At 74.7% G+C, this 23,236-nt stretch carries 18 protein-coding genes; 11 read left to right on the forward strand and 7 right to left on the reverse strand.

Annotation, left to right across the window (positions count from 1 at the left end):
* Positions 1 to 142 precede the first annotated feature (142 nt).
* Positions 143 to 1,942 (forward strand): gamma-glutamyltransferase, encoded by a 1,800-nt coding sequence (gene ggt, locus ABD363_RS19320; protein ID WP_344605194.1) that lies wholly within the window; start codon positions 143 to 145, stop codon positions 1,940 to 1,942.
* A gap of 85 nt (positions 1,943 to 2,027) precedes the next feature.
* Here ggt and ABD363_RS19325 read toward each other — a convergent pair whose 3' ends face one another.
* Positions 2,028 to 4,559, reverse strand: a complete 2,532-nt coding sequence (locus ABD363_RS19325; RefSeq protein ID WP_344605196.1) for an ATP-dependent Clp protease ATP-binding subunit — start codon at positions 4,557 to 4,559, stop codon at positions 2,028 to 2,030.
* A gap of 316 nt (positions 4,560 to 4,875) precedes the next feature.
* Between ABD363_RS19325 and ABD363_RS19330 the strand changes: the two genes are divergently transcribed.
* The 5 genes from ABD363_RS19330 (at position 4,876) to ABD363_RS19350 (ending at position 11,123) form a co-directional block, all read left to right on the forward strand.
* Positions 4,876 to 6,318 (forward strand): hypothetical protein, encoded by a 1,443-nt coding sequence (locus ABD363_RS19330; RefSeq protein WP_344605198.1) that lies wholly within the window; start codon positions 4,876 to 4,878, stop codon positions 6,316 to 6,318.
* 127 nt (positions 6,319 to 6,445) lie between these two features.
* Positions 6,446 to 7,288, forward strand: a complete 843-nt coding sequence (locus ABD363_RS19335; protein ID WP_344605200.1) for a nitrilase-related carbon-nitrogen hydrolase — start codon at positions 6,446 to 6,448, stop codon at positions 7,286 to 7,288.
* Positions 7,285 to 8,571: an aspartate aminotransferase family protein gene (locus tag ABD363_RS19340; protein ID WP_344605202.1), complete on the forward strand. Its 1,287-nt coding sequence runs from the start codon at positions 7,285 to 7,287 to the stop codon at positions 8,569 to 8,571. Before ABD363_RS19335 ends, ABD363_RS19340 begins: the two co-directional genes overlap by 4 nt.
* Before the next feature lie 105 nt (positions 8,572 to 8,676).
* Positions 8,677 to 10,089, forward strand: a complete 1,413-nt coding sequence (gene hydA, locus ABD363_RS19345) for a dihydropyrimidinase (RefSeq protein ID WP_344605204.1) — start codon at positions 8,677 to 8,679, stop codon at positions 10,087 to 10,089.
* Between the two features lie 11 nt (positions 10,090 to 10,100).
* A complete protein-coding gene (locus tag ABD363_RS19350) occupies positions 10,101 to 11,123 on the forward strand; it encodes a TIGR03842 family LLM class F420-dependent oxidoreductase (protein WP_344605206.1) in 1,023 nt (340 codons plus the stop codon).
* A gap of 70 nt (positions 11,124 to 11,193) precedes the next feature.
* On the opposite strand, the gene ABD363_RS19355 is transcribed toward ABD363_RS19350, so the two are convergent.
* The 6 genes from ABD363_RS19355 to ABD363_RS19380 form a co-directional block, all read right to left on the reverse strand.
* Positions 11,194 to 11,859 carry a hypothetical protein gene (locus ABD363_RS19355; protein ID WP_344605208.1) on the reverse strand — a complete coding sequence of 222 codons (666 nt, stop codon included), beginning with the start codon at positions 11,857 to 11,859 and terminating at the stop codon, positions 11,194 to 11,196.
* A gap of 251 nt (positions 11,860 to 12,110) precedes the next feature.
* Positions 12,111 to 13,175: a lipoate-protein ligase LplAB gene (gene lplAB, locus ABD363_RS19360; protein ID WP_344605210.1), complete on the reverse strand. Its 1,065-nt coding sequence runs from the start codon at positions 13,173 to 13,175 to the stop codon at positions 12,111 to 12,113.
* Positions 13,176 to 13,329: 154 nt separating this feature from the next.
* A complete protein-coding gene (locus tag ABD363_RS19365) occupies positions 13,330 to 13,752 on the reverse strand; it encodes an STAS domain-containing protein (RefSeq protein WP_344605212.1) in 423 nt (140 codons plus the stop codon).
* An 82-nt stretch (positions 13,753 to 13,834) separates the two neighbouring features.
* Positions 13,835 to 16,279, reverse strand: coding sequence for an ATP-binding SpoIIE family protein phosphatase (locus tag ABD363_RS19370; protein WP_344605214.1), 2,445 nt, complete (start codon positions 16,277 to 16,279; stop codon positions 13,835 to 13,837).
* A 294-nt stretch (positions 16,280 to 16,573) separates the two neighbouring features.
* A complete protein-coding gene (locus ABD363_RS19375; RefSeq protein WP_344605216.1) occupies positions 16,574 to 17,137 on the reverse strand; it encodes a Dps family protein in 564 nt (187 codons plus the stop codon).
* Between the two features lie 284 nt (positions 17,138 to 17,421).
* Positions 17,422 to 17,595, reverse strand: a complete 174-nt coding sequence (locus tag ABD363_RS19380; RefSeq protein ID WP_344605218.1) for a CsbD family protein — start codon at positions 17,593 to 17,595, stop codon at positions 17,422 to 17,424.
* A 139-nt stretch (positions 17,596 to 17,734) separates the two neighbouring features.
* Here ABD363_RS19380 and ABD363_RS19385 point away from each other — a divergent pair, with 139 nt between their 5' ends.
* The 5 genes from ABD363_RS19385 to ABD363_RS19405 all read left to right on the forward strand — a co-directional run bounded on the left by ABD363_RS19385 (position 17,735) and on the right by ABD363_RS19405 (position 23,140).
* A complete protein-coding gene (locus ABD363_RS19385; RefSeq protein ID WP_344605220.1) occupies positions 17,735 to 17,905 on the forward strand; it encodes a hydrophobic protein in 171 nt (56 codons plus the stop codon).
* Positions 17,906 to 18,326: 421 nt separating this feature from the next.
* Complete coding sequence (locus ABD363_RS19390) at positions 18,327 to 20,162, forward strand: gamma-glutamyltransferase family protein (RefSeq protein WP_344605222.1); 1,836 nt, start codon at positions 18,327 to 18,329, stop codon at positions 20,160 to 20,162.
* A 98-nt stretch (positions 20,163 to 20,260) separates the two neighbouring features.
* A complete protein-coding gene (locus tag ABD363_RS19395) occupies positions 20,261 to 21,106 on the forward strand; it encodes an inositol monophosphatase family protein (RefSeq protein ID WP_344605224.1) in 846 nt (281 codons plus the stop codon).
* Between the two features lie 118 nt (positions 21,107 to 21,224).
* Positions 21,225 to 22,634 (forward strand): phytoene desaturase family protein, encoded by a 1,410-nt coding sequence (locus tag ABD363_RS19400; RefSeq protein WP_344605226.1) that lies wholly within the window; start codon positions 21,225 to 21,227, stop codon positions 22,632 to 22,634.
* Positions 22,631 to 23,140 (forward strand): O-acetyl-ADP-ribose deacetylase, encoded by a 510-nt coding sequence (locus tag ABD363_RS19405; RefSeq protein ID WP_344605228.1) that lies wholly within the window; start codon positions 22,631 to 22,633, stop codon positions 23,138 to 23,140. Before ABD363_RS19400 ends, ABD363_RS19405 begins: the two co-directional genes overlap by 4 nt.
* Positions 23,141 to 23,236: the final 96 nt, after the last annotated feature.

The raw sequence follows: 23,236 nt of genomic DNA on the forward strand, positions 1-23,236 counted from the left end.
GGGACGGCCGGGACGACGTCGCGCGCGGCGCCGGTCGCGGGCGGGCACGGCAGCGGCCGAGGGGGACACGCGTTCCGGAGGTTCCTGACGCGGCCATGTCGATGAATTAGGCTGCGCGAACGGCTTCTTCCTGGAGGTGCGGATGCGTCGTCCGGTCGGACGGAAACTGGCGGTTCTGGCGGTCTCGGCCGCCGTCGTGTCGGTGGGGGCGGCGGCACCGCCCCCCGCGCAGGATCGGACGGCCGGGAAGGTCCCGGTCGCCGTGGGTCACGGCGGCGCGGTCGCGAGCGTCGACCCGGACGCCTCGGCCGCGGGCATCGAGGTGCTGAGGAAGGGCGGCAACGCCGTCGACGCCGCCGTCGCCACGGCCGCCGCGCTCGGCGTCACCGAGCCGTACTCCGCCGGCATCGGCGGCGGCGGCTACTTCGTCTACTACGACGCCAGGTCCCGTACGGTGCACACCATCGACGGCCGCGAGACCGCGCCGCTCACCGCCGACGAGGACCTCTTCACCGAGAACGGCGAGCCGCTCGCCTTCGCCGACGCCGTCAGCAGCGGCCTCGCCGTCGGCACCCCGGGCACCCCCGCCACCTGGCAGGCGGCGCTGGACAAGTGGGGCAGCCGCAAGCTCGCCTCGGTGCTGAAGCCGGCCGAGCGCCTGGCCCGCGACGGCTTCACCGTCGACGACACCTTCCGCGCGCAGACCGCCGCCAACGAGACCCGGTTCCGGTACTTCCCGGACACCGCCGAGCTGTTCCTGCCGGGCGGCGAACTCCCCGTCGTCGGCTCCACGTTCAAGAACCCCGACCTCGCCCGCACCTACGCCGAGCTGGGCCGCAAGGGCGTCGGCGTCCTCTACCGCGGCGAACTCGGCGACGACATCGTCGACACCGTCAACAAGCCGCCCGTGGACCCCGCCTCGGGCTGGAACGCCCGTCCCGGCGCGCTGTCCGAGAAGGACCTCGCGGCCTACCGCGTCAAGTTCCAGGCGCCGACCAGGACGTCGTACCGCGGCCTGGGCGTGTACTCCGTCGCGCCCTCCTCCTCCGGCGGCACCACGGTCGGCGAGGCCCTCAACATCCTGGAGCGGACGGACCTGTCCAAGGCGAGCCGGGCGCAGTACCTGCACCGGTTCATCGAGGCCAGCCGGATCGCGTTCGCGGACCGCGGGCGCTGGGTCGGCGACCCCGCCTTCGAGGACGTGCCGACGAAGGAACTACTGTCGCAGAAGTACGCCGACTCGCGGGCCTGCCTGATCCGGGACGACGCGGTGCTCACCAGCCCCCTGGCGCCCGGCGACCCGCGCCGTCCCGCGGCCTGCGCGGGCGGCGGCACGGCGGCGCCGACGACGTACGAGGGCGAGAACACCACGCACCTGACGGTCGCGGACAAGTGGGGCAACGTCGTCGCCTACACCCTCACCATCGAGCAGACCGGCGGCAGCGGCATCACCGTGCCGGACCGGGGCTTCCTGCTCAACAACGAGCTGACCGACTTCTCCTTCACCCCGGCCAACCCGGCCGTGCACGACCCGAACCTGCCCGGGCCGGGCAAGCGGCCCCGGTCCTCGATCGCGCCGACGATCGTGCTCGACCGGCACGGCAAGCCGGTGGTGGCGGTCGGCTCGCCCGGCGGCGCGACCATCATCACCACCGTGCTGCAGACCCTGACCGGTTTCCTCGACCGGGGGCTGCCGCTCGTCGACGCGATCGCCGCGCCGCGCGCCAGCCAGCGCAACGCCGCCCGGACGGAACTGGAGCCCGGCCTGTACGACAGCGCCCTGCGGGGACAGCTGGAGGCCCTCGGTCACTCCTTCCGCCTCACCTCCGAGATCGGCGCCGCGACGGGCGTTCAGCGGCTGCCGGACGGCAGGTGGCTGGCCGCGGCGGAGAAGGTGCGCCGGGGCGGCGGCTCGGCGATGGTGGTGCGTCCGGCGCGGTAGCGGCGCGGCGATGCGACGGTGACGTGACGAACGGCGGCGGCCGGGGTGCGTGCCCCGGCCGCCGCCGTCGCCGTCCCGGACCCGGCTACAGCTCCGGCGCGGGCCGGTCCTGGGTGCGGAACGCGAGCCGCCCGTCCTGGACGTCGACCGTCACCCGGCCGTCCTGGCCGACGCGGCCGTCCAGCAGGAGCCGGGAGAGCTGGTTGTCGACCTCGCGCTGGATGGTGCGGCGCAGGGGGCGGGCGCCGTACTCCGGCTGGTAGCCGTGCCGGGCGAGCCAGTCCACGGCCGCGTCGGTGAAGTCGACCGCGACGCCCTGGGCGTGCAGCAGCCGACGGGTCTGCTCCAGCAGCAGGTCGGTGATCTGCCGCAGCTGCTCCGCGCTGAGCTGGCGGAAGACCACGATCTCGTCGATGCGGTTGAGGAACTCCGGCCGGAAGTGCTCGCGCAGCGGCCGCAGCACCTGCTCCCGCCGGGCCTCCTCGTCCGCGTCGGCGCCGCCCGCCCCGAAGCCGATGCCGGCGCCGCGGCGGGTGATCACCTCGGAGCCGAGGTTGCTGGTCATCACGATCACGGTGTTGGTGAAGTCCACCGTGCGGCCCTGGGAGTCGGTCAGCCGCCCGTCGTCGAGGACCTGGAGCAGGATGTTGAAGACGTCCGGGTGCGCCTTCTCCACCTCGTCGAGCAGCAGCAGCGAGTACGGGTGCCGGCGCACCACCTCGGTGAGCTGCCCGGCCTCCTCGTGCCCGACGTAGCCGGGCGGGGCGCCCACCAGGCGGCTGACGGTGTGCCGCTCCTGGTACTCGCTCATGTCGAGCCGGACCATGCGGTCCTCGCTGCCGAACAGGGCCTCGGCGAGCGCCCGCGCCAGCTCCGTCTTGCCGACCCCGGTCGGGCCGAGGAACAGGAAGCTGCCGATCGGCCGGTCGGGGCTGGCGAGCCCGGCCCGGGAGCGCAGCACCGCGTCGGAGACGACCCGCACCGCCTCCTCCTGGCCGACCACCCGCTGGTGCAGATGCGCCTCCAGGCCGAGCAGCCGGTCCTTCTCCTCCTGGGTGAGGCTGCTGACGGGGATGCCGGTCAGCCGGGACACCACCTCGGCGACGGCCTCGGTGCCGACCACGAGGTTCTGCCCCTCGTCGGCCTCGACGTCCCCGCCGGCCTCGGCGATGCGCCGCTTCAGCTCCACGATGCGGTCGCGCAGCTGTGTGGCCTGCTCGTAACTCTCGTCCGCGACCGCCCGGTCCTTGTCCAGGGTCAGCTGCTCGACCTCGCGCTCCATGGCCCGTACGTCCGTGCCCTTGGTCCGGGCCCGCAGCCGCACCCGGGCGCCGGCCTGGTCGATCAGGTCGATCGCCTTGTCCGGCAGCCGCCGGTCGGGCAGGTAGCGGTCGGACAGCTCGACGGCGGCCACCAGCGCCTCGTCGGTGTAGCGGACCTGGTGGTGGGCCTCGTAGCGGTCGTGCAGCCCGCGCAGGATCTCGATCGCGTCCGCCGTGGTCGGCTCCGGCACCATGATCGGCTGGAACCGGCGGGCCAGCGCCGCGTCCTTCTCGATCCGGCGGAACTCCTCCAGCGTGGTGGCGCCCACGATGTGCAGCTCGCCGCGGGCCAGGGCCGGCTTGAGGATGTTGCCGGCGTCCATCGCCCCGGACTCGCCGCCCCCGCCGGCCCCGACCACGGTGTGCAGCTCGTCGATGAAGATGATCAAACGGTCGGAGTTGCCGCGGATCTCGGTGACGATGTTGTTCAGGCGCTCCTCGAAGTCGCCCCGGTAGCGGGTGCCCGCGACCACGCCCGTCAGGTCCAGGGCGACGACCCGCCGCCCGCTGAGCACGTCGGGCACGTCCCCGTCGGCGATGCGCTGCGCCAGCCCCTCCACGATGGCGGTCTTGCCGACGCCCGCGTCGCCGATCAGCACCGGGTTGTTCTTGCCGCGGCGGGAGAGCACCTCGACGGTCTGCTCGATCTCCTCGTCCCGCCCGATCACCGGGTCGATACGGCCCTGCCGGGCCAGCTCGGTGAGGTCGCGCCCGTACTTGTCCAGGGTCGGGGTGGCCGAGGGCCGCGGCGCCTCCGGGCCGCGGGGCGGCGCGGCCTCCGGCGTCTCGGGGGGCAGCTTCTGGGGGGCGAACCGGGCCGCGTTCAGGATGTGCCCGGCCGCCGAGTCGGGGTTGGCGGCCAGCGCGCTGAGCACGTGCTCCGGGCCGATGTAGCCGTAGCCGCGCGCCCGGGCCAGGTCGTGCGCGTCCAGCAGGGCGCGCTTGGCCGCCGGGGTCAGGGACAGGGAGGTCGGCGGGGGAGCGTCGTTGGGTTTGTGCTGCGCCGGGCCGGACCGCTCGTCGATCTCCGAGGCCAGCGAGTCGGGGTCCGCGCCGGCCCGGCTCAGCAGGCTCCGGGTCGGCTCGGCGGCCACCGCGGCCCGCAGCAGGTGCTGGGTGTCCAGGTCCCGGCTGCCGTGCTCGGCGGCGTACTGCGCGGCGCCGCGGACCAGTTCCCGCGCCGGCTGGCTGAGCAGGCGCCCGATGTCGATCTGCCGGGGGCGCGGGCCGCCGAAGAAGCGGGCCAGGAATTCTGCGAAGGGGTCGCCCTCCGGGCCTATGAAGCCGCTCGTCATGGTGTCCGTTCCTTCGCTGACGATGTGCCGAGGCCGGGTAACCGCGTCGGGGCTCGCTCATGCCACGATGGCACGTTCTGTCCGGGGAGGCATGTCGGCGGGCGGGCCGTTCCGGGGTGCGCCCGGGCGGCGGGCCGCTCCGCGGGGACGGGGGCGCCCCGCCCCCGGGGGTCCCGTGCCCCGGCCCGGCCGTCACCGCTCGGCCCCCGGGTGCGGGGAGGCGCCCGCGTCCGCACTGAAAACTCCGCGTAGCGGCTCCGTAACACGGCTGGTGTTCGCTACGGACCGGAGTGTTCCAGTCGGATGGGGGTGAACGGTGGCCGTGGATCGACTCCCGGATCGGGTACGGGAGTTCGCCGACTACCTTCGGGGCCTGCTGGCCCGCCTGGACCAGGACGGCGGCTGGTGCGGGGTGTTCCGGCGGCGCGACCCGGAGGGAATGCGGGCCTGCCTCGACGGGCGGGAGGTGCCGCCCTGGGACGTGGTGGAGGCGCTGCTGCAGGATCTCGCGGCCGGGTACGGGCCGGAGGCCGCCCGGACCGAGGCGGAACGGGCGCGCGCCCTGCACGCCGCCGCGCTCGCCGCCCACGACGCCCGGCCCGGCGCCCGCGACGCCCTCCGGGACCGGCTCGACGCGATGCTCCGCGAGCAGCGGTACGCCGCCGAACGGGAGCTGGAGCTGGAGCGGCTGCTCGCCTCCGCCGCCACCCGCGAGGCGGCCGACGTGCTCCGCCTCGACCTCGCCTGGGCCCGCGACGACCACGCGAGGGCGGCTGCCCGGTGCGCCGAACTCCGTGCCCGGACGGCCGGGCTGGACCGGCGCGCGGCCGCGCCGGCGGGCCGGTACGACGCCCGGCGGCCCACCGGAGGCGACCTCGACCCCGCCCCTCCCGCAGCCCCCACGCGCCCGGCCCCCGGCCACCCCGCCCCCACCGACCCCGTCCGCGCGGACCCCGCCCGCGCCACCCCCGGGCAGCGCAAGCGCCGGCGGGGCAGCGCGCGGTTCGCCGGGACGGCCGAGGCGGAGGCCGCTCCCGTCGTCGTCCCCCCGGCGGCGCCGGACCTGCCGGTGCCGGAGGACACCGGCGGCCGTGCGCCGCGCGGGGCCCGGTTCGCCGGGGCCGCGCAGGCGCCGCGGGCACCGGTGCGGGCGGAGCCGCGGGCCGAGGCGGCCGGCGCGGTGGACCGCGAGGAGGTCGCCGGGGCGGTGGAGACGCTGGCGCGGCTGCGCGCCGAGGGGCGCAGCGGCGAGGCGCACGCCCTGCTCGCCGAGATCGCGTACTGGCCCGCCGTCCGCTTCCCGCTGCTGGCCGCCGCACTGCCGGCCGCCGGACTGGGCGCCGACTGGGCGACCCTGCTGTGGGAGGCCGCCTCGTTGCCCGCCGGCCGGCTCGTCCCCGTCGCCGACGCGCTGGCCGCGGCGGGGCGCGGCGCGGACGGGCGGCAGGTCCTGCGGCAGGGCGTGGCGCGGCCCGCCGGCGACCTGGGGCGAGCCGTGCTCGGGCTGGTCGGCGAGGGCCGCCACCGCGAGGCGCACGCGCTGCTCGACGCCTGCGTCCGCGCCCGCACCCCGGAGGAGGCCGCCCGCGGCGCGGAGCCCGATCCGCACACGCTCGTGCCGCTGCTGCTCCGGGCGGCCCGGGGCGTCTCCGCCGAGCGGCACCGGGACCTGCTGAACGCCCTGCGGGCCGCCGGGCTCACCGCCCGGGACCGCTCCGGCGCCCCCCACCGGTCCCACGACTCACCCACCGGGGTGTGAAACACGATCGACTCCGCGGGTTGCCGACGATGCTCTTGGCAAGCCCGCCCCCGGGGCTTACGTTCGTCCCTCTACGACCTGCGTCTACGGGCGTAGAGGCTCTGACGTCCCGTCGAAGGAGCAGCTCATGGCCAACGTCGTACGTGCCGCCCTGGTCCAGGCCACGTGGACCGGCGACACCGAGTCCATGGTGGCGAAACACGAGGAGCACGCCCGCGAGGCGGCCCGGCAGGGCGCGAGGATCATCGGGTTCCAGGAGGTCTTCAACAGCCCCTACTTCTGCCAGGTCCAGGAACCGGAGCACTACCGCTGGGCCGAGCCGGTGCCCGACGGGCCGACGGTGCGCCGCATGCGGGACCTCGCGCGCGACACCGGCATGGTGATCGTCGCGCCGGTGTTCGAGGTCGAGCAGTCCGGCTTCTACTACAACACCGCGGCCGTGATCGACGCCGACGGCGCCTACCTCGGCAAGTACCGCAAGCACCACATCCCGCAGGTCGAGGGCTTCTGGGAGAAGTACTACTTCAGGCCGGGCAACCTCGGCTGGCCCGTCTTCGACACCGCCGCCGGCAAGGTCGGCGTCTACATCTGCTACGACCGCCACTTCCCGGAGGGCTGGCGGCAACTGGGCCTGAACGGCGCCCAGCTGGTCTACAACCCGTCCGCCACGCACCGCGGCCTGTCCTCCCACCTGTGGCGCCTGGAACAGCCCGCGGCGGCCGTCGCCAACGCGTACTTCGTCGCCGCGATCAACCGCGTGGGGCAGGAGGAGTACGGCGACAACGACTTCTACGGGACCTCGTACTTCGTCGATCCGCGCGGACAGCTCGTCGGCGAGGCCGCCGGCGACACCGAGGAGGAACTCCTGGTCCGCGACCTGGACCTCGGCCTCGTCGAGGACGTGCGCCGGCAGTGGGCGTTCTACCGCGACCGCCGCCCCGACGCCTACGAGGGGCTGGTGCGGCCGTGACCAGGGACCTGCTGTGGCGCCACCGCCGCGTCCTGCCCGACTGGCTCGCCCTGTACTACGAGGACCCCGTCGAGATCACGCACGGCGAGGGCCGGCACGTCTGGGACGCCGCCGGGAAGCGGTACCTGGACTTCTTCGGCGGCATCCTGACGACGATGACCGCGCACGCCCTGCCCGAGGTGACGAAGGCGGTGAGCGAGCAGGCCGGGCGGATCGTCCACTCCTCGACGCTCTACCTCAACCGGCCGATGGTCGACCTCGCCGAGCGCGTCGCCCAGTTGTCCGGCATCCCCGACGCCCGGGTGTTCTTCACCACCTCCGGCACCGAGGCCAACGACACCGCCCTGCTGCTGGCGACGACGTACCGGCGCAGCAACACCGTCCTGGCGATGCGCAACAGCTACCACGGCCGCTCGTTCGGCGCGGTCGGCGTCACCGGCAACCGCGGCTGGTCCCCGACGTCCCTGTCCCCGCTGCAGACGCTGTACGTGCACGGCGGGGTGCGCACCCGCGGCCCGTACGCCTCCCTGGACGACGACGCGTTCATCGCGGCCTGCGTCGACGACCTGAAGGACCTGCTCGGCCACACCCGCCCGCCGGCCGCGCTGATCGCCGAGCCGGTGCAGGGCGTCGGCGGCTTCACCTCGCCCCCGGACGGCCTGTACGCGGCCTTCCGCGAGGTGCTGCACCAGCGCGGCATCCTGTGGATCGCCGACGAGGTGCAGACCGGCTGGGGCCGCACCGGCGACCACTTCTGGGGCTGGCAGGCGCACGGACGCAACGGGCCGCCGGACATCATGACCTTCGCCAAGGGCATCGGCAACGGCATGTCCATCGGCGGGGTCGTCGCCCGCGCCGAGATCATGAACTGCCTGGACGCGCACAGCATCTCCACCTTCGGCGGCACGCAGATCACCATGGCGGCCGGCCTCGCCAACCTCACCTACCTGCTGGAGCACGACCTCCAGGGCAACGCCCGGCGGGTCGGCGGGATGCTCATCGAGCGGCTGCGGTCCGCCGCCGCGCGGGTGGAGCACGTGCGGGAGGTGCGCGGCCGCGGGCTGATGATCGGCATTGAGCTGACGAAGCCCGGCACCGACGAGGCCGACCCGCAGGCCGTGGCCGCCGTGCTGGAGGCGGCCCGCGAGGGCGGGCTGCTCATCGGCAAGGGCGGCGGGCACGACACCAGCGCCCTGCGCATCGCCCCGCCGCTGTCGCTCACCGTCGCGGAGGCCGAGGAGGGCGCCGCGATCCTCGAACGCGCCCTGCGGAGCATCCCGTAGCCGTGCGCCGGGCCGGGGCACGCCACGACGGCGGCGTCGAAGCCCCGGGCGCCCGCCGGCCGCGCCCCGGCCCGCCCCGATCACGCCAGGAGAGGGAGCAGCAGCATGAGCAGCCGTACCGTCATCCGCGGCGGTCTCGTCGTCACCGCGTCCGACGAGGTCCACGCCGACGTCCTGATCGAGGACGGCCGCATCGCCGCCCTCGCCGCGTCCGGCACCCCGGCCGCCGAGTCCTTCACGGCCGGGCGGAGCGGGAGGGTCGTCGACGCGACCGGCAAGTACGTCATCCCGGGCGGCGTGGACGTCCACACCCACATGGAGCTGCCGTTCGGCGGCACCTTCGCCTCCGACACCTTCGAGACCGGCACCCGGGCCGCCGCCTGGGGCGGCACGACCACGATCGTCGACTTCGCGGTGCAGAGCGTCGGCCGCTCCCTGCGCGAGGGCCTGGACGCCTGGCACGCCAAGGCCGAGGGCAACTGCGCGGTCGACTACGGATTCCACATGATCGTCTCCGATGTGAACGAGGAGACGCTGAAGGAGATGGACCTCCTCGTGGAGGAGGGCGTCACCTCGTTCAAGCAGTTCATGGCGTATCCGGGCGTCTTCTACAGCGACGACGGCCAGATCCTGCGGGCCATGCAGCGCTGCGCCGGGAACGGCGGGCTGATCATGATGCACGCGGAGAACGGCATCGCGATCGACGTGCTGGTGGAGCAGGCCCTCGCCCGGGGCGAGACCGGCCCGCGGTACCACGGGGAGGTCCGCAAGGCGCTGCTGGAGGCCGAGGCCACCCACCGCGCCATCCGGCTCGCGCAGGTGGCCGGCGCGCCCCTGTACGTCGTGCACGTCTCGGCGGCGGAGGCGGTCGCCGAGCTGGCCCGGGCCCGCGACGAGGGGCTGGACGTCTTCGGGGAGACCTGCCCGCAGTACCTGTTCCTGTCCGTGGACAACCTGGCGGAACCCGGCTTCGAGGGCGCGAAGTACGTGTGCTCCACACCGCTGCGGCCCCGCGAGCACCAGGCCCGGCTGTGGCGGGGCCTGCGCACCGACGACCTCCAGGTGGTGTCGACGGACCACTGCCCCTTCTGTTTCGCCGGCCAGAAGGAGCTGGGCCGGGGCGACTTCTCCAGGATCCCCAACGGGCTGCCGGGCGTGGAGAACCGCATGGACCTGCTCCACCAGGCCGTCCTCGACGGGCACCTCTCGCGCCGCCGCTGGATCGAGGTCGCCTGCGCCACCCCGGCGCGGATGTTCGGCCTGTACCCGAAGAAGGGCACGATCGCGCCGGGCGCCGACGCCGACGTGGTGATCTACGACCCGCACGCCGAGCAGGTCCTGTCCGCCGCCACGCACCACATGAACGTCGACTACTCGGCGTACGAGGGCCGGCGCGTCACCGGCCGCGTGGAGACCGTGTTCTCGCGCGGCGAACCCGTCGTCACCGAGCGGGAGTACACCGGACGCAAGGGCCACGGCGTCTACGTCCCGCGCTCCACCTGCCAGTACCTCAGCTAGGAGGACACCGGATGGACTTCGGACTCGTCCTGCAGACCGACCCGCCGGCCTCCCGCGTCGTCAGCCTGATGCAGCGGGCCGAGCGCAACGGCTTCACCCACGGCTGGACCTTCGACTCCGCCGTGCTGTGGCAGGAGCCGTTCGTGATCTACAGCCAGATCCTGGCGCACACCACCAGGCTGAAGGTCGGCCCGATGGTCACCAACCCGGGCACCCGCACCTGGGAGGTCACCGCCTCCGCCTTCGCCACCCTCAACGACATGTTCGGCAACCGCACCGTCTGCGGCATCGGCCGCGGCGACTCCGCGATGCGCGTGGCCGGCCGCAGGCCCGACACGCTCGCCCGCATCAGCGAGGCCATGAAGGTGATCCGGGCGCTGGGCAGCGGCCGGGAGGCCGACCTCGGCGGCGGCACGGTCGTCCGGTTCCCCTGGATCGGGCCGGGCGCCGAACTCCCGGTCTGGATGGCCGCGTACGGGCCCAGGGCCCTGCGGATGGCCGGTGAGGAGGCCGACGGGTTCATCCTTCAGCTCGCCGACCTCTACCTGGCCGAGTACATGGTCAAGGCCGTCAAGGACGCGGCGGCCGCCGCCGGCCGCGACCCGGCCGAGGTCACGGTGTGCGTCGCCGCGCCGGCGTACGTCACCGAGGACGACTCGCCCGGGGCGCTCGCCCACGCCCGCGAGCAGTGCCGCTGGTTCGGCGGGATGGTCGGCAACCACGTCGCCGACCTGGTCGCCCGGTACGGCGAGCACTCCGGCGCCGTACCGGACGAACTCACCGGCTACATCAAGGCGCGCGAGGGCTACGACTACGCCCACCACGGGCGCAGCGGCAACCCCGGCACCCGGTTCGTGCCGGACGAGATCGTCGACCGGTTCTGCGTCATCGGACCGGCCGAGCGACACGTGGAGAAGCTGACCGCGCTGCGCGACCTGGGCGTCGACCAGTTCGCCGTCTACGACATGCACGACGCGCAGGAAGCCGTGATCGACGCCTACGGCGCGCGGGTGATCCCGGCCGTCGGCGCCTGACACCCCGCGCCGCCCCCGGACCGGCCGCCGCCCGACGGACGGGGCCGGTCCGTGCGCGGGGGCAGGGCGGTCAGCCCCGCCCCTCCTCCAGCGCCGCCACCGCCTCCTTGGCGGCCTTGATGGCGCCCTTGTTGATCTCGTCCGTGCCGGGCGCCTTCTTCGTCTCGAAGTCACTGCCGTTGTACGTGACGATCACCAGCGCGTTGGACGCGCGGGCGACCACCACGCCCTCGCGCGTCTGCTGCTTGTCCTCGGTGGTGAGGTTCACGACCGAGTAGCCCGCGTCGCCGAGGCCCGGGACCGTGCCTCCGCCGCTCTTCTCCTCGGTGCGCTCCCGGTACGCCTGCCGCGCCGCCTCGTCCGACTCCTTGATCTCGAAGGAGACGTCGAGCCAGCGGTAGTCGTACCCCTTGAGGGCGTTCCACGAGCAGGTGCGGCGCTTCTCCGCATCCGTCGACGGGATCTCCTTGCCCGCCGTTTCGGCGCCCGGCACGAGCGACGTGATCGTCTTCCCGGACAGGCTGGCGCACGGCGCGGGCGCGGAGGTGTGGTCCCGCGACACGGCCTCGGCGGCGGGGGCGGAGACGGGCGGGGCCCCGGACGGTTCGGCCTGCGGGCGTCCGGCGTCCGGCGTCGCGGCGGGCGGACCGGACGACAGCGCCCAGCCCGCCGCGGCGAGCACGACCACCGGGGACAGGCGTGCGGTCAGGGCGAGGGGCAGAGGAAGAGAACGCACGGCGCACTTCTCGTGGGGGACGGTGCGGAGGGAGTCCGCACTGCGGACGGGACGCCAGTGTCACATGACTCCCTGTGGGGCGGAAGCGCCACCCCGCTCCGTAGGCGGACGGTGACGCCGGCACACCGCCGAGGCGCCGTTTTCGGGTGTTTCGGGGCTTGTCCGGGGTGGTTCGAGGTGGTTCGGCGCGGGGCGAGGTCCCGGCCGGCGCCGGACCACCGCCACCGGCGCCGCGGGGCTCCGGCCCGGGGTCAGGGCACCCGGGCCGTCCACTCGGCGGACGTGAACTTCGTGCGGGCCAGCTCCTCCGCGCGGGCCAGCTCCTCGTCCGTCACCTTGCCGTCCGTCAGCCCGTACCGGCCGCGGAAGGAGTCGATCATCCGCTCGATGATGGCCTCGCGCGGCAGGCCGGTCTGCCGCCGCAGCGGATCCACCCGCTTCTTCGCGCTCCCGGTGCCCTTGTCGGACAGCTTCTCCCGGCCGATGCGCAGCACGTCGAGCATCTTGTCGGCGTCGATGTCGTACGCCATCGTCACGTGGTGCAGCACGGCCCCGGGCGCTCCGCCGGGTCCCACGATCCGCTTCTGGGCGGCGCCCGCGATCTTGCCCTGGTCCGTGGCGATGTCGTTCAGCGGCTGGTACCAGGCCCGGATCCCCAGATCGCCGAGCGCACCGAGCACCCAGTCGTCGAGGTAGGCGTAGCTGTCCTGGAAGGACAGCCCCTGCACGAGCGCCTCCGGCACGGACAGCGAGTAGGTGATCGTGTTGCCCGGCTCCACGAACATCGCGCCGCCGCCGGAGATCCGCCGCACCACCTCGATGCCGTGGCGGGCGGCGGCGTCCGGGTCGACCTCGTTGCGCAGCGACTGGAAGCTGCCGATGATCACCGCCGGGGCGCCCCACTCCCACACGCGCAGCGTGGGCGGGCGCCGCCCCGCGGCGACCTCGGCCGTCAGGACCTCGTCCAGCGCCATGTGCAGGGCCGGGGGCTGCGGCCCCTCGTGGATCAGCTGCCAGTCGTAGTCGGTCCAGTCGGTGGCGTGCGCGAGCGCCCGGCGCACCGCGATCCCGACGCCCTCCGAGGTCAGCCCGTACATCACGGTCCCCTCGGGCAGCGCCGCGTCGATCCGGGCGGCCAGGCCCGCCGCGTCCGTGTCCGCCGGGGCGCCCTCCAGCGCGCGGTTCACCGCGTCGAGCGCCTCGTCCGGCTCCAGGAAGAAATCGCCCGCCACGCGCACGTGCCGCAGCACGCCGTCCTCGGCCTCCACGTCCACGACGACGAGCTTGCCGCCGGGAACCTTGTACTCGCCGTGCACCCGACCGTCTCCCTTTCCTCGTTCCTGTCCGCAGGGGCAACGCCGGGCCGGCGGCGGGAGATTCCCGGCCGGCCCGGCTTCCGGCGGACGCGCACCCCGAGGCGGCCGTCCGGACCGCCGCCGTTCCTCGGCGGGACCGGCCGGGGCGGGACGGTCAGTCCCCGGAGAGCGCGTCCTTGGCCGTCTCGTGCAGCGGCAGGACGGACGTGAGGCGGGTGAGTTCGAGGATGCGTCTGACCTCCGGCTGGACACCGGTCAGCGCGAACCGGCGTCCGGCGTCCGAACGGCGGCGGTGGATGTCGACGAACACCCCCAGGGCGCTGGAGTCGCAGAAGTCCACGTGGGTCAGGTCCAGCACCAGCAGCGGGACCTCCTGCATCTCCGCGGTGGTGAGGTGCCCCAGCAACTGGGGGGCGGTGTGGTAGTCGATGGGGCCGCCCACGGCGATGACCGCGTGCCGCGGGCCGCGGCGCGAGGCGAGGGTCAGCGTCGGGCCGGCGGGGAGCAGGCCGTTGGGGTCGACGGACGGCGAGCCGTCGGCGGGCTCGTGCGCCTCGGGGCCGGGGGAGGTGGTCATCGGGGGCGACTCTCCTGTGTGCGGGACGAACGGGGCGGCCGGCTGTCCTGGTTCCGGTCGAGGAGCCGACCGGGATACGTCGTCACGAGGTCTTGACCTCCGCCCACACCACTTTCCCTCCCTCGATCCGGCGGGTGCCCCACCGTGTCGCGATGGCGTCGACGAGGAATATGCCCCGGTGCCCGAACTCCCCGGGAGGGGAGACGATCAGACGGGGCTCCTCGGGACTGCTGTCCGTGACCTCCAGGACGACGCGCTCACCGGTCCGCCGCAGCTCGACGCGCAGCGGTGTCCTGGCGTGGCGGACGGCGTTGGCGACCATCTCGTCCGCGATCAGCATCATGTCGTTCGCCAGATGGCGCAGACCCCACTCGCGCATGGTCCGGGCCACCATGTCGCGGGCGTCGGGGACCGCGCCGGAGACCGGGGGATAGTCCCGGGCGACCGTCACCACCTGCTGCGAGGCGTCCTCGGGCCGGTGCAGGTACAGCAGGGCGATGTCGTCGTCGTGCTGCCCGCCGGCCAGGGCCTCCAGCCAGGAGTCGCAGTCCGCCTCGATCTCTCCCACGGGCCCGGCCAGCAGCTCCCGCAGCCGGCGCAGCCCGTCGTCGATGGGGCGGTCGCGGCGCTCGACCAGACCGTCGGTGTACAGCAGCAGCCGCGATCCGGGCGGCAGGGGGACCTCCTGCTCCGCGTAGCGGCACCTGCCCACCCCCAGCGGCGGTCCGACCTTCTCGTCCAGGAACCTCACCTCGCCCCCCGGGGAGCGCAGGGCGGGCGGCAGGTGCCCGGCGACGGCGGCGCGCAACCGGTCCCGGCGGGTGTCGAGCACCGCGTAGGCGCAGGTGGCGATGGAGCCGGGAGCGATGCCGTCCACCAGGACGCTCAGCTGCTCCAGCACGTCGGCGGGGGCGAGCCCGAGCTGTGCGTAGGCCCGGCAGGCCGTGCGGATCTGGCCCATGACCGCGGCCGCCCTGACCCCCTTGCCCATCACGTCGCCGACGACCAGCGCGACCTGCCCGTCCGGGAGCGGTATGAGGTCCACCCAGTCACCGCCGGCGCCGCGGTCCCGTGCCGCGGGCAGGTACCGCGACGCGCTGGCGATCCCGTCGACGCGCGGCAGGACCGGCAGGAGGTGGCGCTGCAACTCCATGGCCGCTTCCCGCTCCTGGCGGTACGTCTGCGCGTTCTGCAGGGCCACGGCGGTCTGCGCGGCGACTCCGGTCACCAGGCGTTCGTGCCGTTCGGTGAAGACCCCCCGCTCGGGATGTCCGAAGAAGAACCCGCCGAGCACCGTCCCCCGGGACATCACCGGAACGGCCAGGTAGCTCCGCACCGGCAGGTGGCCTTCCGGCATGCCGTGGTGGGGCGCGTTGTGGCCGTACCGCGGATCCTCGGTGATGTCGTCGGACCGCACCACCCCGAGTCCCCGGAAGGTCTGCTCGAAGACGCGGGTGTTGCGCGGCATGGGGAACTTGTCGAAGGCCGACCGGTCCACACCGGAGATCACGTAGAGCAGGTACGACTCCCCGGTCTCCCCCAGGACGTTGTAGAAGAAGGCGCCGAACGCGGCCCCGGACAGGCGGGTGGCGGCGTCGACCGCGTGCTGGACCAGCGCGTCGAGGTCGAGTTCCGCCGCCAGGGCGCTGCCGGCCTCCTGCAGCAGCTCGACGATCGCCGCCTCCTCGCGCAGTTCCCGCTCCCGCTGCTCCAGCTCCCGCTGGGAGCGGCGCAGCTCCGTCGTGGCGGAGCGCAGCTCGGCCACCGCCGACTGCAGGCGCGCGGCCCGCTGCCCCACCAGGCTCTCCATGTCCTCCAGAAGGGCGCGCACCGCGTCGGCCTCCACGGCGGGCGCCGCCCGGCCGGCGGACAGCAGCGCCAAGCGCGTGCTGCCGGTGACGGTGCGGAAGAGCGTGACGACCTCGGCGGCCAGCGGAACGCGGGAGAACAGCACCACCGCGAACCACTCACCCGGTGCCAGGGCTCCCCCGAAGGCCAGCACGGAACGGACGCCCTGCCCCGGAAGGAGGTCCTCCAGCCCGTCCTCCTGGCTGGAGGACACGTGCACGACCCCGACGCCGCCCCCGGGGGACGCGGCGCCGGCCGCGTCCCCGGCCGCGACCTCCAGGCGTTCGAACAGCCGGTGCACCAACGGCGCCTCGCGGGCGGCCTCCGGCGACGGCACGGGCACCCGCAGCGGATCGGGGCCCGCTGCGCCGGGCCGGTGGCGGTGCGGGCCGCGGAATCCCGCCAGCGCCGGACGCCGCGCGGCGGCGGGAGGCCCCGCGACCGCCGGCGCCCCGGGGGCGGTGTCCCACGGCCCGGCGAGGAAGACGCCCACCGCGGGGCAGGCGCGTCCGTCCCGCCCGTCGGCCAGGCTGTCGTAGAAGAAGTCGGCGACTCGCTGGGCCGCCGCGTCCGGTGACGGCGCACCGCTGACGGCCTTCCGCAGCAGGGCGCCGCATCGGGCCGTCTCACTGAGACCGAAAGCCGACAGGTCGAACCGGACGTCCTGCACTGCTCGCACCTCGACAACCGAAACGGAGGATCATGGACAACGGTACGGCCATGAACCTCACAGGTTAGACCCTGGCCGATTCCGAGCCGGTCGGCCCGATGCCGCCGCTGTGACGGCCGGCGGCTCCGGGCAGGGCCGGACCCGGCACCGGTGCACGCCGCGTCATCGACCCGGCACCCCGCGTCACGGGGCCGACGGCGGCGAGCCGGAGCGGCGGGCCGTCGCCCGAGCGCCGGCCGGAGCCCTTTCCGCGGCCGCCGGCGGGAGCGGGTTCGCCACCGCCGGCCGTCGGCACGGGGCCGCTCAGCCGAGCTCGGCTCCCTTGTCCGCGGCCTCCTCCTCCGTCCGGGCCTGCTCCGTGGCGAGCGTGCCGCCCGCGCTCTCCAGGTGGGCCCGCACGAACCACTGGAACTGCTCCAGGTCGCGCAGCTGTCCGATGAGCAGGTCCTCGGTGGCGGTGTCGAGGTCGCCCGCCTCCTTGATCGCGGCACGGAGGCTCTCGAGCACTCCCGTGTAGACGAGGTCGAGCGCCCCGAGATGGGCGATCGCGTCGGCCCGGCCGATGGAGTAGTCGTCCCAGGTGCGCTCGGCGACCAGCGCTCCCGGCGTTCCCTGGGCGACGCCGCCGAGCGCGGCGATGCGCTCCGCCACGTCGTCGGCCATGTCCCGGACCCGGTCCACCTGCGGGTCGATCATCTCGTGGATGGCGACGAAGTGCGGGCCGACCACGTTCCAGTGCACGTGCTTGAGGGTCAGGTGCAGATCGTTGAGCGCGTGCAGGCGCATCCGGAGCAGGCCGATCAGCCGGCCGGCCGCCTCGCGCTCGATGCCGGGCACCGTGTACTTCGGGGTCAGGTCCTGCGTCATGGTTCACCTCGGTTCTCGACAGGGAATGCGTAGCCGCTCCGGCACGGTTGCCCCGCTTCGCCCGGCTCAGACCTGGGCGAAGCGGTGTCGTCCGGTCCGGGTGTGTCCGGGGTTTCACCCGGGCCGGTCCCGCTGTCCGCCGCCGCGCGGTCCCCGGGGCGTGCGACCGTCCGCACCGTCCATGACGCGGACGCTCCCGCCCGCCCCGGTGATTTCGCCGAAAAGGGCCCGCCCGCAATCACGCGGGGCAAGCCCTTTTCTGATTCTCGGCGAAGAAGACGGGGTCAGCGCTTGAACACGTCCTTCGCCTTTTCCTTGGCCGCACGGGCATCACCCGTGCTCTTTTCCGCCCGTCCCTCGGCGGCCATGCGGTCGTTTCCGGCGGCGTTTCCCACGACTTCCTTGGTCTTGCCCTCGATCTGTTCGCCCTTTGCCTTGGCCTTCTCGCCGGCGGTCATGGAAGAGCACCTCCTGATAGGTCGTGTGCCGCTGTCACGGTGACCCGCTTGTGCCCCGGCATTCCCTTCACAAACAAAGCGGCGCCGGAGAGTGGCGACGGAATCACAGGGCAGACGAGCGTGCAGGAGGTCGATAAAAATGGTTCCCCTGCTGCTTGTTCTGCTTCTCGCGCTGATCCTTTTCGGCGCCGGCTTCGCCGTCGAGGTCCTCTGGTGGGTCGCCGTCGCCGTCCTGGTGGTGTGGCTCCTCGGTTTCGTCATGCGCTCCACCACCGCCGGTGGCGGCCGGGGCCGCTGGTACCGATGGTGATCTGACCCGTACGCGCGCCTTCGCCGCGGGGCCCGGCCGACAGGACGGCCGGGCCCCGTGTGCGTGCCGGACGCGCGGGCGATCCGGCGCGCACGAGGACACCGGGCCCGTGGGCGTCCCGGACGGCGGCAAGCGGCCCCGCGGGACGGGCGCCACGCGCCGGGGCGCGTGCCCGCGTCGCCCGTACCGGGGCGGGGGAGCCGGCCGCGGCCCGTGCCGCGCGACCGGGGCGTTCCTCACCGGCCGTCGCCCCCGGCCCCTCGCGCCCCCTTCGCGCCCGGGGCGGGGCGCAGGGGGCGCGAGGCGGTCGGTAGCCTGCCGGGGAGCGACCGGGGGAGGGCACCGGCCCGACCTCCCCGGACCCCGTCCTGAGCGCCCACCGGTCCGTCCGGTGCGCGGGAACAGCGAGGTGAGAGGCCGTATGTTCACCACCCGCCCCACCCTCCAGGGCACCTTCGGCATGGTGTCCTCCACCCACTGGCTGGCCTCCCAGTCCGCGATGGCCGTCCTGGAGAGCGGCGGCAACGCGTACGACGCGGCCGTGGCGGGCGCGTTCGTGCTGCACGTGGTCGAGCCGCACCTGAACGGGCCCGCCGGCGAGGCGCCGATCCTGCTCGCCCCGGCGGGCGGCGAGGTGCGGGTGCTGTGCGGGCAGGGCGTGGCCCCCGCGGGCGCGACGATCGCCCACTACCGGGGACTGGGGCTCGACCTGGTGCCCGGCACCGGCCCGCTCGCCGCCGCGGTGCCCGGCGCGTTCGACGCCTGGATGCTGCTGCTGCGCGACCACGGCACCAAGTCCCTCGCCGACGTCCTGAAGTACGCCATCGGATACGCCGAACACGGGCACGCGCCCGTGGAGCGCGTCGGCGAGACCGTCGAGACCGTGCGGAAGCTGTTCGAGACGGAGTGGACCTCGTCGGCCGAGGTGTACCTGCCGGACGGCCGGCCGCCCCGCCCCGGCCGGCTCTTCCGCAACCCCGCCCTCGCCGCCACCTGGCGGCGGCTGCTCGCCGAGACCGCCGGCGCCGGGGACCGGCAGGCGCAGATCGAGGCGGCCCGCGAGGTGTGGCGCACCGGCTTCATCGCCGAGGCCCTGGTGCGGCAGGCCCGGCGGCCCACCCTGGACACCAGCGGCGAGCGGCACACCGGCACCCTCACCGCCGCCGACCTCGCCGCCTGGTCGGCGACGTACGAGACGCCCGTGACGTACGACTGGAACGGCTGGACCGTGTGCAAGGCCGGACCCTGGAGCCAGGGCCCGGTGCTGCTCCAGCAGCTCGCGCTGCTCCCGCCCGAACTGCCCCCCTACGGCTCCGCCGACTACGTCCACCTGCTGATCGAGGGCTGCAAGCTCGCCATGGCCGACCGGGAGGCCTGGTACGGGGACGCGGCCGAGGTGCCGCTCGGCGATCTGCTGTCGGCCGGCTACAACGCCGAACGGCGCCGGCTGGTGGGGGAGCGGGCCTCCTTCGAACTGCGGCCCGGCAGCCCCGGCGGACGCACCCCCCGCCTGTGCGGGCACGCGCGCGGGGAGGTCCCCGGCCGGGCCGCCTCCGACGCGCCGGGCACCGGCGAGCCGACGGTCGCGAAGCGCCCGGCGTCCCCCGTGCCGGGCGAGCCGGACGTCCTGCACACCGCCGCCGACGGCGGCACCCGCGGCGACACCTGCCACCTCGACGTCGTCGACCGCTGGGGCAACATGGTCGCCGCCACCCCCAGCGGCGGCTGGCTGCAGTCCAACCCCGTCGTACCCGAACTGGGCTTCCCGCTCGGCACCCGGCTGCAGATGACCTGGCTGGAGGAGGGCCTGCCGAACTCCCTCACCCCGGGCCGCCGCCCCCGCACCACCCTCACGCCCTCGATCGCCCTGCGCGACGGCGTGCCCGTCCTGGCGTTCGGCACGCCCGGCGGCGACCAGCAGGACCAGTGGCAGCTGCACTTCCTCCTGGCCCTCGCGCTGCGCCCGCCGGTGCGCGGCGGCCTCGACCTCCAGGGCGCGATCGACGCCCCCGACTGGCACAACGACAGCTTCCCGGGCTCCTTCTACCCGCGCGGCACGCGCCCCGGCAGCGTCACCGTCGAGTCCCGCACCGACCCGGCCGTCGTCGCGGAGCTGCGGCGCCGCGGCCACCACGTGACCGTCGGCGGCCCCTGGTCGGAGGGGCGCCTGTGCGCGGTCGCCCGGGACCCGGAGACGGGGATCCTGTCGGCGGCGGCCAACCCGCGGGGTATGCAGGGCTACGCGGTCGGCCGCTGACCCGGCCGCGGACTGCGCGCCCGGGAAGTTCACACCGGTTCCCCCCGGAGTGCACCGGGCGGGAGGGGACCGTCGGCGGCGCGTGGTGTGATGGGGGAGTGATCGAAAGCAACGGAACCGTCGAAGAGTTTCCCGACCGGATCGCCTCCGCCGTGGAGGAGGCGATCCGCGAGGCCGCCGCGACCGAGATCATGCCGCGCTGGCGGCAGCTCGCCGCGCACGAGGTCGACCGGAAGACCGGGCCGCACGACCTGGTGACGGACGCCGACCGCAAGGCCGAGCTGTATCTCACCGAGGCGCTCGCCGCCCTCCTGCCCGGCTCCGTCGTGGTCGGCGAGGAGGCGGTGCACGCCAACCCGCTGACGTACGAGGCGATCCGCGGCGACGCGCCGGTCTGGATCGTCGATCCCGTCGACGGGACCCGGCAGTTCGTGCACGGCGAGGACGGGTTCTGCACCCTGGTCGCACTCGCCCGGGGCGGCGTCCTGCACGCCTCGTGGACCTACGCCCCCGCCCGCGGCCAACTGGCCACCGCCGTGCGGGGCCGCGGCGCCTTCCTGGACGGCGAGCGCCTGACCAGCGGCGCGCCCGACCCCGGCCGGGACCTGGAGGTGGCCACCTCCCACCCCGACTTCACCACGGACGAGCAGAAGCACGCCCTGCTCGGCCTGCGGACGCCGGGAGTGTCCCCGCGCGCCTGCGGCTCGGCCGGACTGGAGTACCTCGCCATCGCCCGCGGCCGACTGGACGCCGTCGCCTTCTCCTGGGAGGCCGCCTGGGACCACGCCGCGGGCCTGCTGCTGGTCGAGGAGGCGGGCGGCGCCCACCTGACCCGCTCGGGCGAGCCCTTCCGCATCACCGGCGGCAACACCCTGCCGTTCACCGCGGCCCGCGACGCGGCCACCGCGCGCCGGGTGGCGGACCTGCTGTCGGAGGGGGCCTGACGTCCGGGCCGGCCCCGGCCCCTCCTCCCGGACACCCGCGACCGGTGGGCGCCGGTCCCCCGGCATATCCTGACCCCCAGTGGCCGTCGGCTGACGAAGGGGTCCGAAGGTGCCGTCGATGCTCGATGCGGTCGTGGTGGGAGCGGGGCCGAACGGCCTGACGGCTGCCGTGGAGCTGGCCCGGCGCGGATTCTCCGTCGCCGTCTTCGAGGCGCGGGACACCGTCGGCGGGGGAGCGCGCACCGAGGAGCTCACCCTCCCCGGCTTCCGGCACGACCCCTGCTCCGCGGCGCACCCCCTCGGCGTCAACTCACCCGCGTTCCGCGCCATGCCGCTCGACCGCTACGGCCTGACGTGGCTGCACCCCGAGCTGCCCATGGCCCACCCCTTCCCGGACGGCTCCGCCGCGGTGCTGTCCCGCTCGGTCGGCGAGACGGCCGCCTCCTTCGGGCCCCGCGACGCGGGCACGTACCGCCGGCTGGTCGAACCCTTCCTCCCCGGCTGGGACACCCTCGTCCGCGACTTCATGTCCCTGCCGCTCACCGCGCTGCCCCGCGACCCGGTCACCCTGGCCCGTTTCGGCCTGGCCGGCCTGCCCCCGTCGACCTGGCTGATGCGCCGCTTCCGCGACGAGAAGGCCAAGACCCTCCTCGCCGGCCTCGTCGCGCACGTCATGGCCCCGCTCGGCGGCTTCGCCACCGGCGCCGTCGGCCTGGTCTTCGCCCTCGCCGCGCACGCCCGCGGCTGGCCCGTCGCCCGCGGCGGCTCCCAGTCCCTCTCCGACGCCCTCGCCGCCTACCTCACGGACCTCGGCGGCACCCTGCACACCGGCTACGAGGTCAAACGCCTCGACGACCTGCCGCCCGCCCGCGCCTACGTCTTCGACACCTCGCCCACCGCGCTCGCCCGCATCGCCGGCTTCGGCCGTGCCTACGACCGCTACCGGTACGGCCCCGGCGTCTTCAAGATCGACTACGCTCTGGACGGCCCCGTCCCGTGGACCGCCGAGGAGGCCCGCCGCGCCGGCACCGTACAGATCGGCGCCGACCACACCGAGATCGGCGCCGCCCTGCGCGCCGCCTCCCACGAGGGCCGCGCACCCGACCGGCCGTTCCTGATCACCGTGCAGCCGAGCGTCGTCGACCCCACCCGCGCCCCGGCCGGCCGCCACGTCTTCTGGGCCTACGGCCACGTCCCGCACGGCTGGACCGGCGACCTCACCGACGCCGTCGAACGCCAGCTGGAGCGCTTCGCCCCCGGCTTCCGCGACCGCGTCCTGGCCCGCGCCACCGCCGGCCCGCCCGAACTCGCCGCCCGCAACGCCAACTACGTCGGCGGCGACATCGCCACCGGCGCGGTCCGCGGCCTGCAGATCCTGCTGCGCCCCAAGCCGTCCCTGTTCCCCTACGGCACCCCGCACCCGGCCGTCTTCCTCTGCTCCTCGGCCACCCCGCCGGGCCCCGGCGTGCACGGCATGTCGGGGCACAACGCGGCGAAGGCCGTCTGGCGGCGGCTGAGGCAGACATGACCACGCTCACGCTGGTCCGGGGCGACATCACCCGGCAGTCCGTCGACGCGATCGTCAACGCGGCCAACTCCTCGCTGCTCGGCGGCGGAGGCGTCGACGGCGCGGTCCACCGGCGCGGCGGCCCCGCGATCCTCGCGGAGTGCCGGGCGCTGCGCGCCTCCCGGTACGGCGAGGGGTTGCCCACCGGCCGGGCGGTCGCCACCACCGCGGGCGAGCTGGACGCCCGCTGGGTGATCCACACCGTCGGCCCGGTCTGGTCGGCGCAGGAGGACCGCTCCGGCCTGCTGGCCTCCTGCTACCGCGAGTCCCTGCGGGTGGCGGACGAACTGGGCGCGCGGACCGTGGCCTTCCCGGCGATCTCCACCGGGATCTACGGCTGGCCGATGGACGACGGCGCCCGCATCGCGGTGGAGACGGTCCGGGACGCGGACACGGCGGTCGAGGAGATCCGGTTCGTCCTCTTCGACGAGCGGGCGTACGAGGCGTTCGCGGCCCGGATGCGCTGACCGCGCGGCGGCCGGCGGCCCGGGAGCGGACGGCCACCCGGGAACGGGCGGCCGCGTCCGCCGGGACCGGACGGCCACCCGGGACCGGACAGCCCG

The sequence above is a fragment of the Streptomyces glaucus genome, assembly GCF_039533365.1.
Lineage (GTDB): Bacteria > Actinomycetota > Actinomycetes > Streptomycetales > Streptomycetaceae > Streptomyces > Streptomyces glaucus.

What these genes read in the sequence shown, in the direction of transcription:
- ggt (WP_344605194.1), top strand. Translation starts at nt 143, where the DNA reads ATGCGTCGTCCGGTCGGACGGAAACTGGCGGTTCTGGCGGTCTCGGCC.
- ABD363_RS19325 (WP_344605196.1), bottom strand. Translation starts at nt 4,559, where the DNA reads ATGACGAGCGGCTTCATAGGCCCGGAGGGCGACCCCTTCGCAGAATTC.
- ABD363_RS19335 (WP_344605200.1), top strand. Translation starts at nt 6,446, where the DNA reads ATGGCCAACGTCGTACGTGCCGCCCTGGTCCAGGCCACGTGGACCGGC.
- hydA (WP_344605204.1), top strand. Translation starts at nt 8,677, where the DNA reads ATGAGCAGCCGTACCGTCATCCGCGGCGGTCTCGTCGTCACCGCGTCC.
- ABD363_RS19350 (WP_344605206.1), top strand. Translation starts at nt 10,101, where the DNA reads ATGGACTTCGGACTCGTCCTGCAGACCGACCCGCCGGCCTCCCGCGTC.
- ABD363_RS19365 (WP_344605212.1), bottom strand. Translation starts at nt 13,752, where the DNA reads ATGACCACCTCCCCCGGCCCCGAGGCGCACGAGCCCGCCGACGGCTCG.
- ABD363_RS19375 (WP_344605216.1), bottom strand. Translation starts at nt 17,137, where the DNA reads ATGACGCAGGACCTGACCCCGAAGTACACGGTGCCCGGCATCGAGCGC.
- ABD363_RS19380 (WP_344605218.1), bottom strand. Translation starts at nt 17,595, where the DNA reads ATGACCGCCGGCGAGAAGGCCAAGGCAAAGGGCGAACAGATCGAGGGC.
- ABD363_RS19385 (WP_344605220.1), top strand. Translation starts at nt 17,735, where the DNA reads ATGGTTCCCCTGCTGCTTGTTCTGCTTCTCGCGCTGATCCTTTTCGGC.
- ABD363_RS19390 (WP_344605222.1), top strand. Translation starts at nt 18,327, where the DNA reads ATGTTCACCACCCGCCCCACCCTCCAGGGCACCTTCGGCATGGTGTCC.
- ABD363_RS19400 (WP_344605226.1), top strand. Translation starts at nt 21,225, where the DNA reads ATGCTCGATGCGGTCGTGGTGGGAGCGGGGCCGAACGGCCTGACGGCT.
- ABD363_RS19405 (WP_344605228.1), top strand. Translation starts at nt 22,631, where the DNA reads ATGACCACGCTCACGCTGGTCCGGGGCGACATCACCCGGCAGTCCGTC.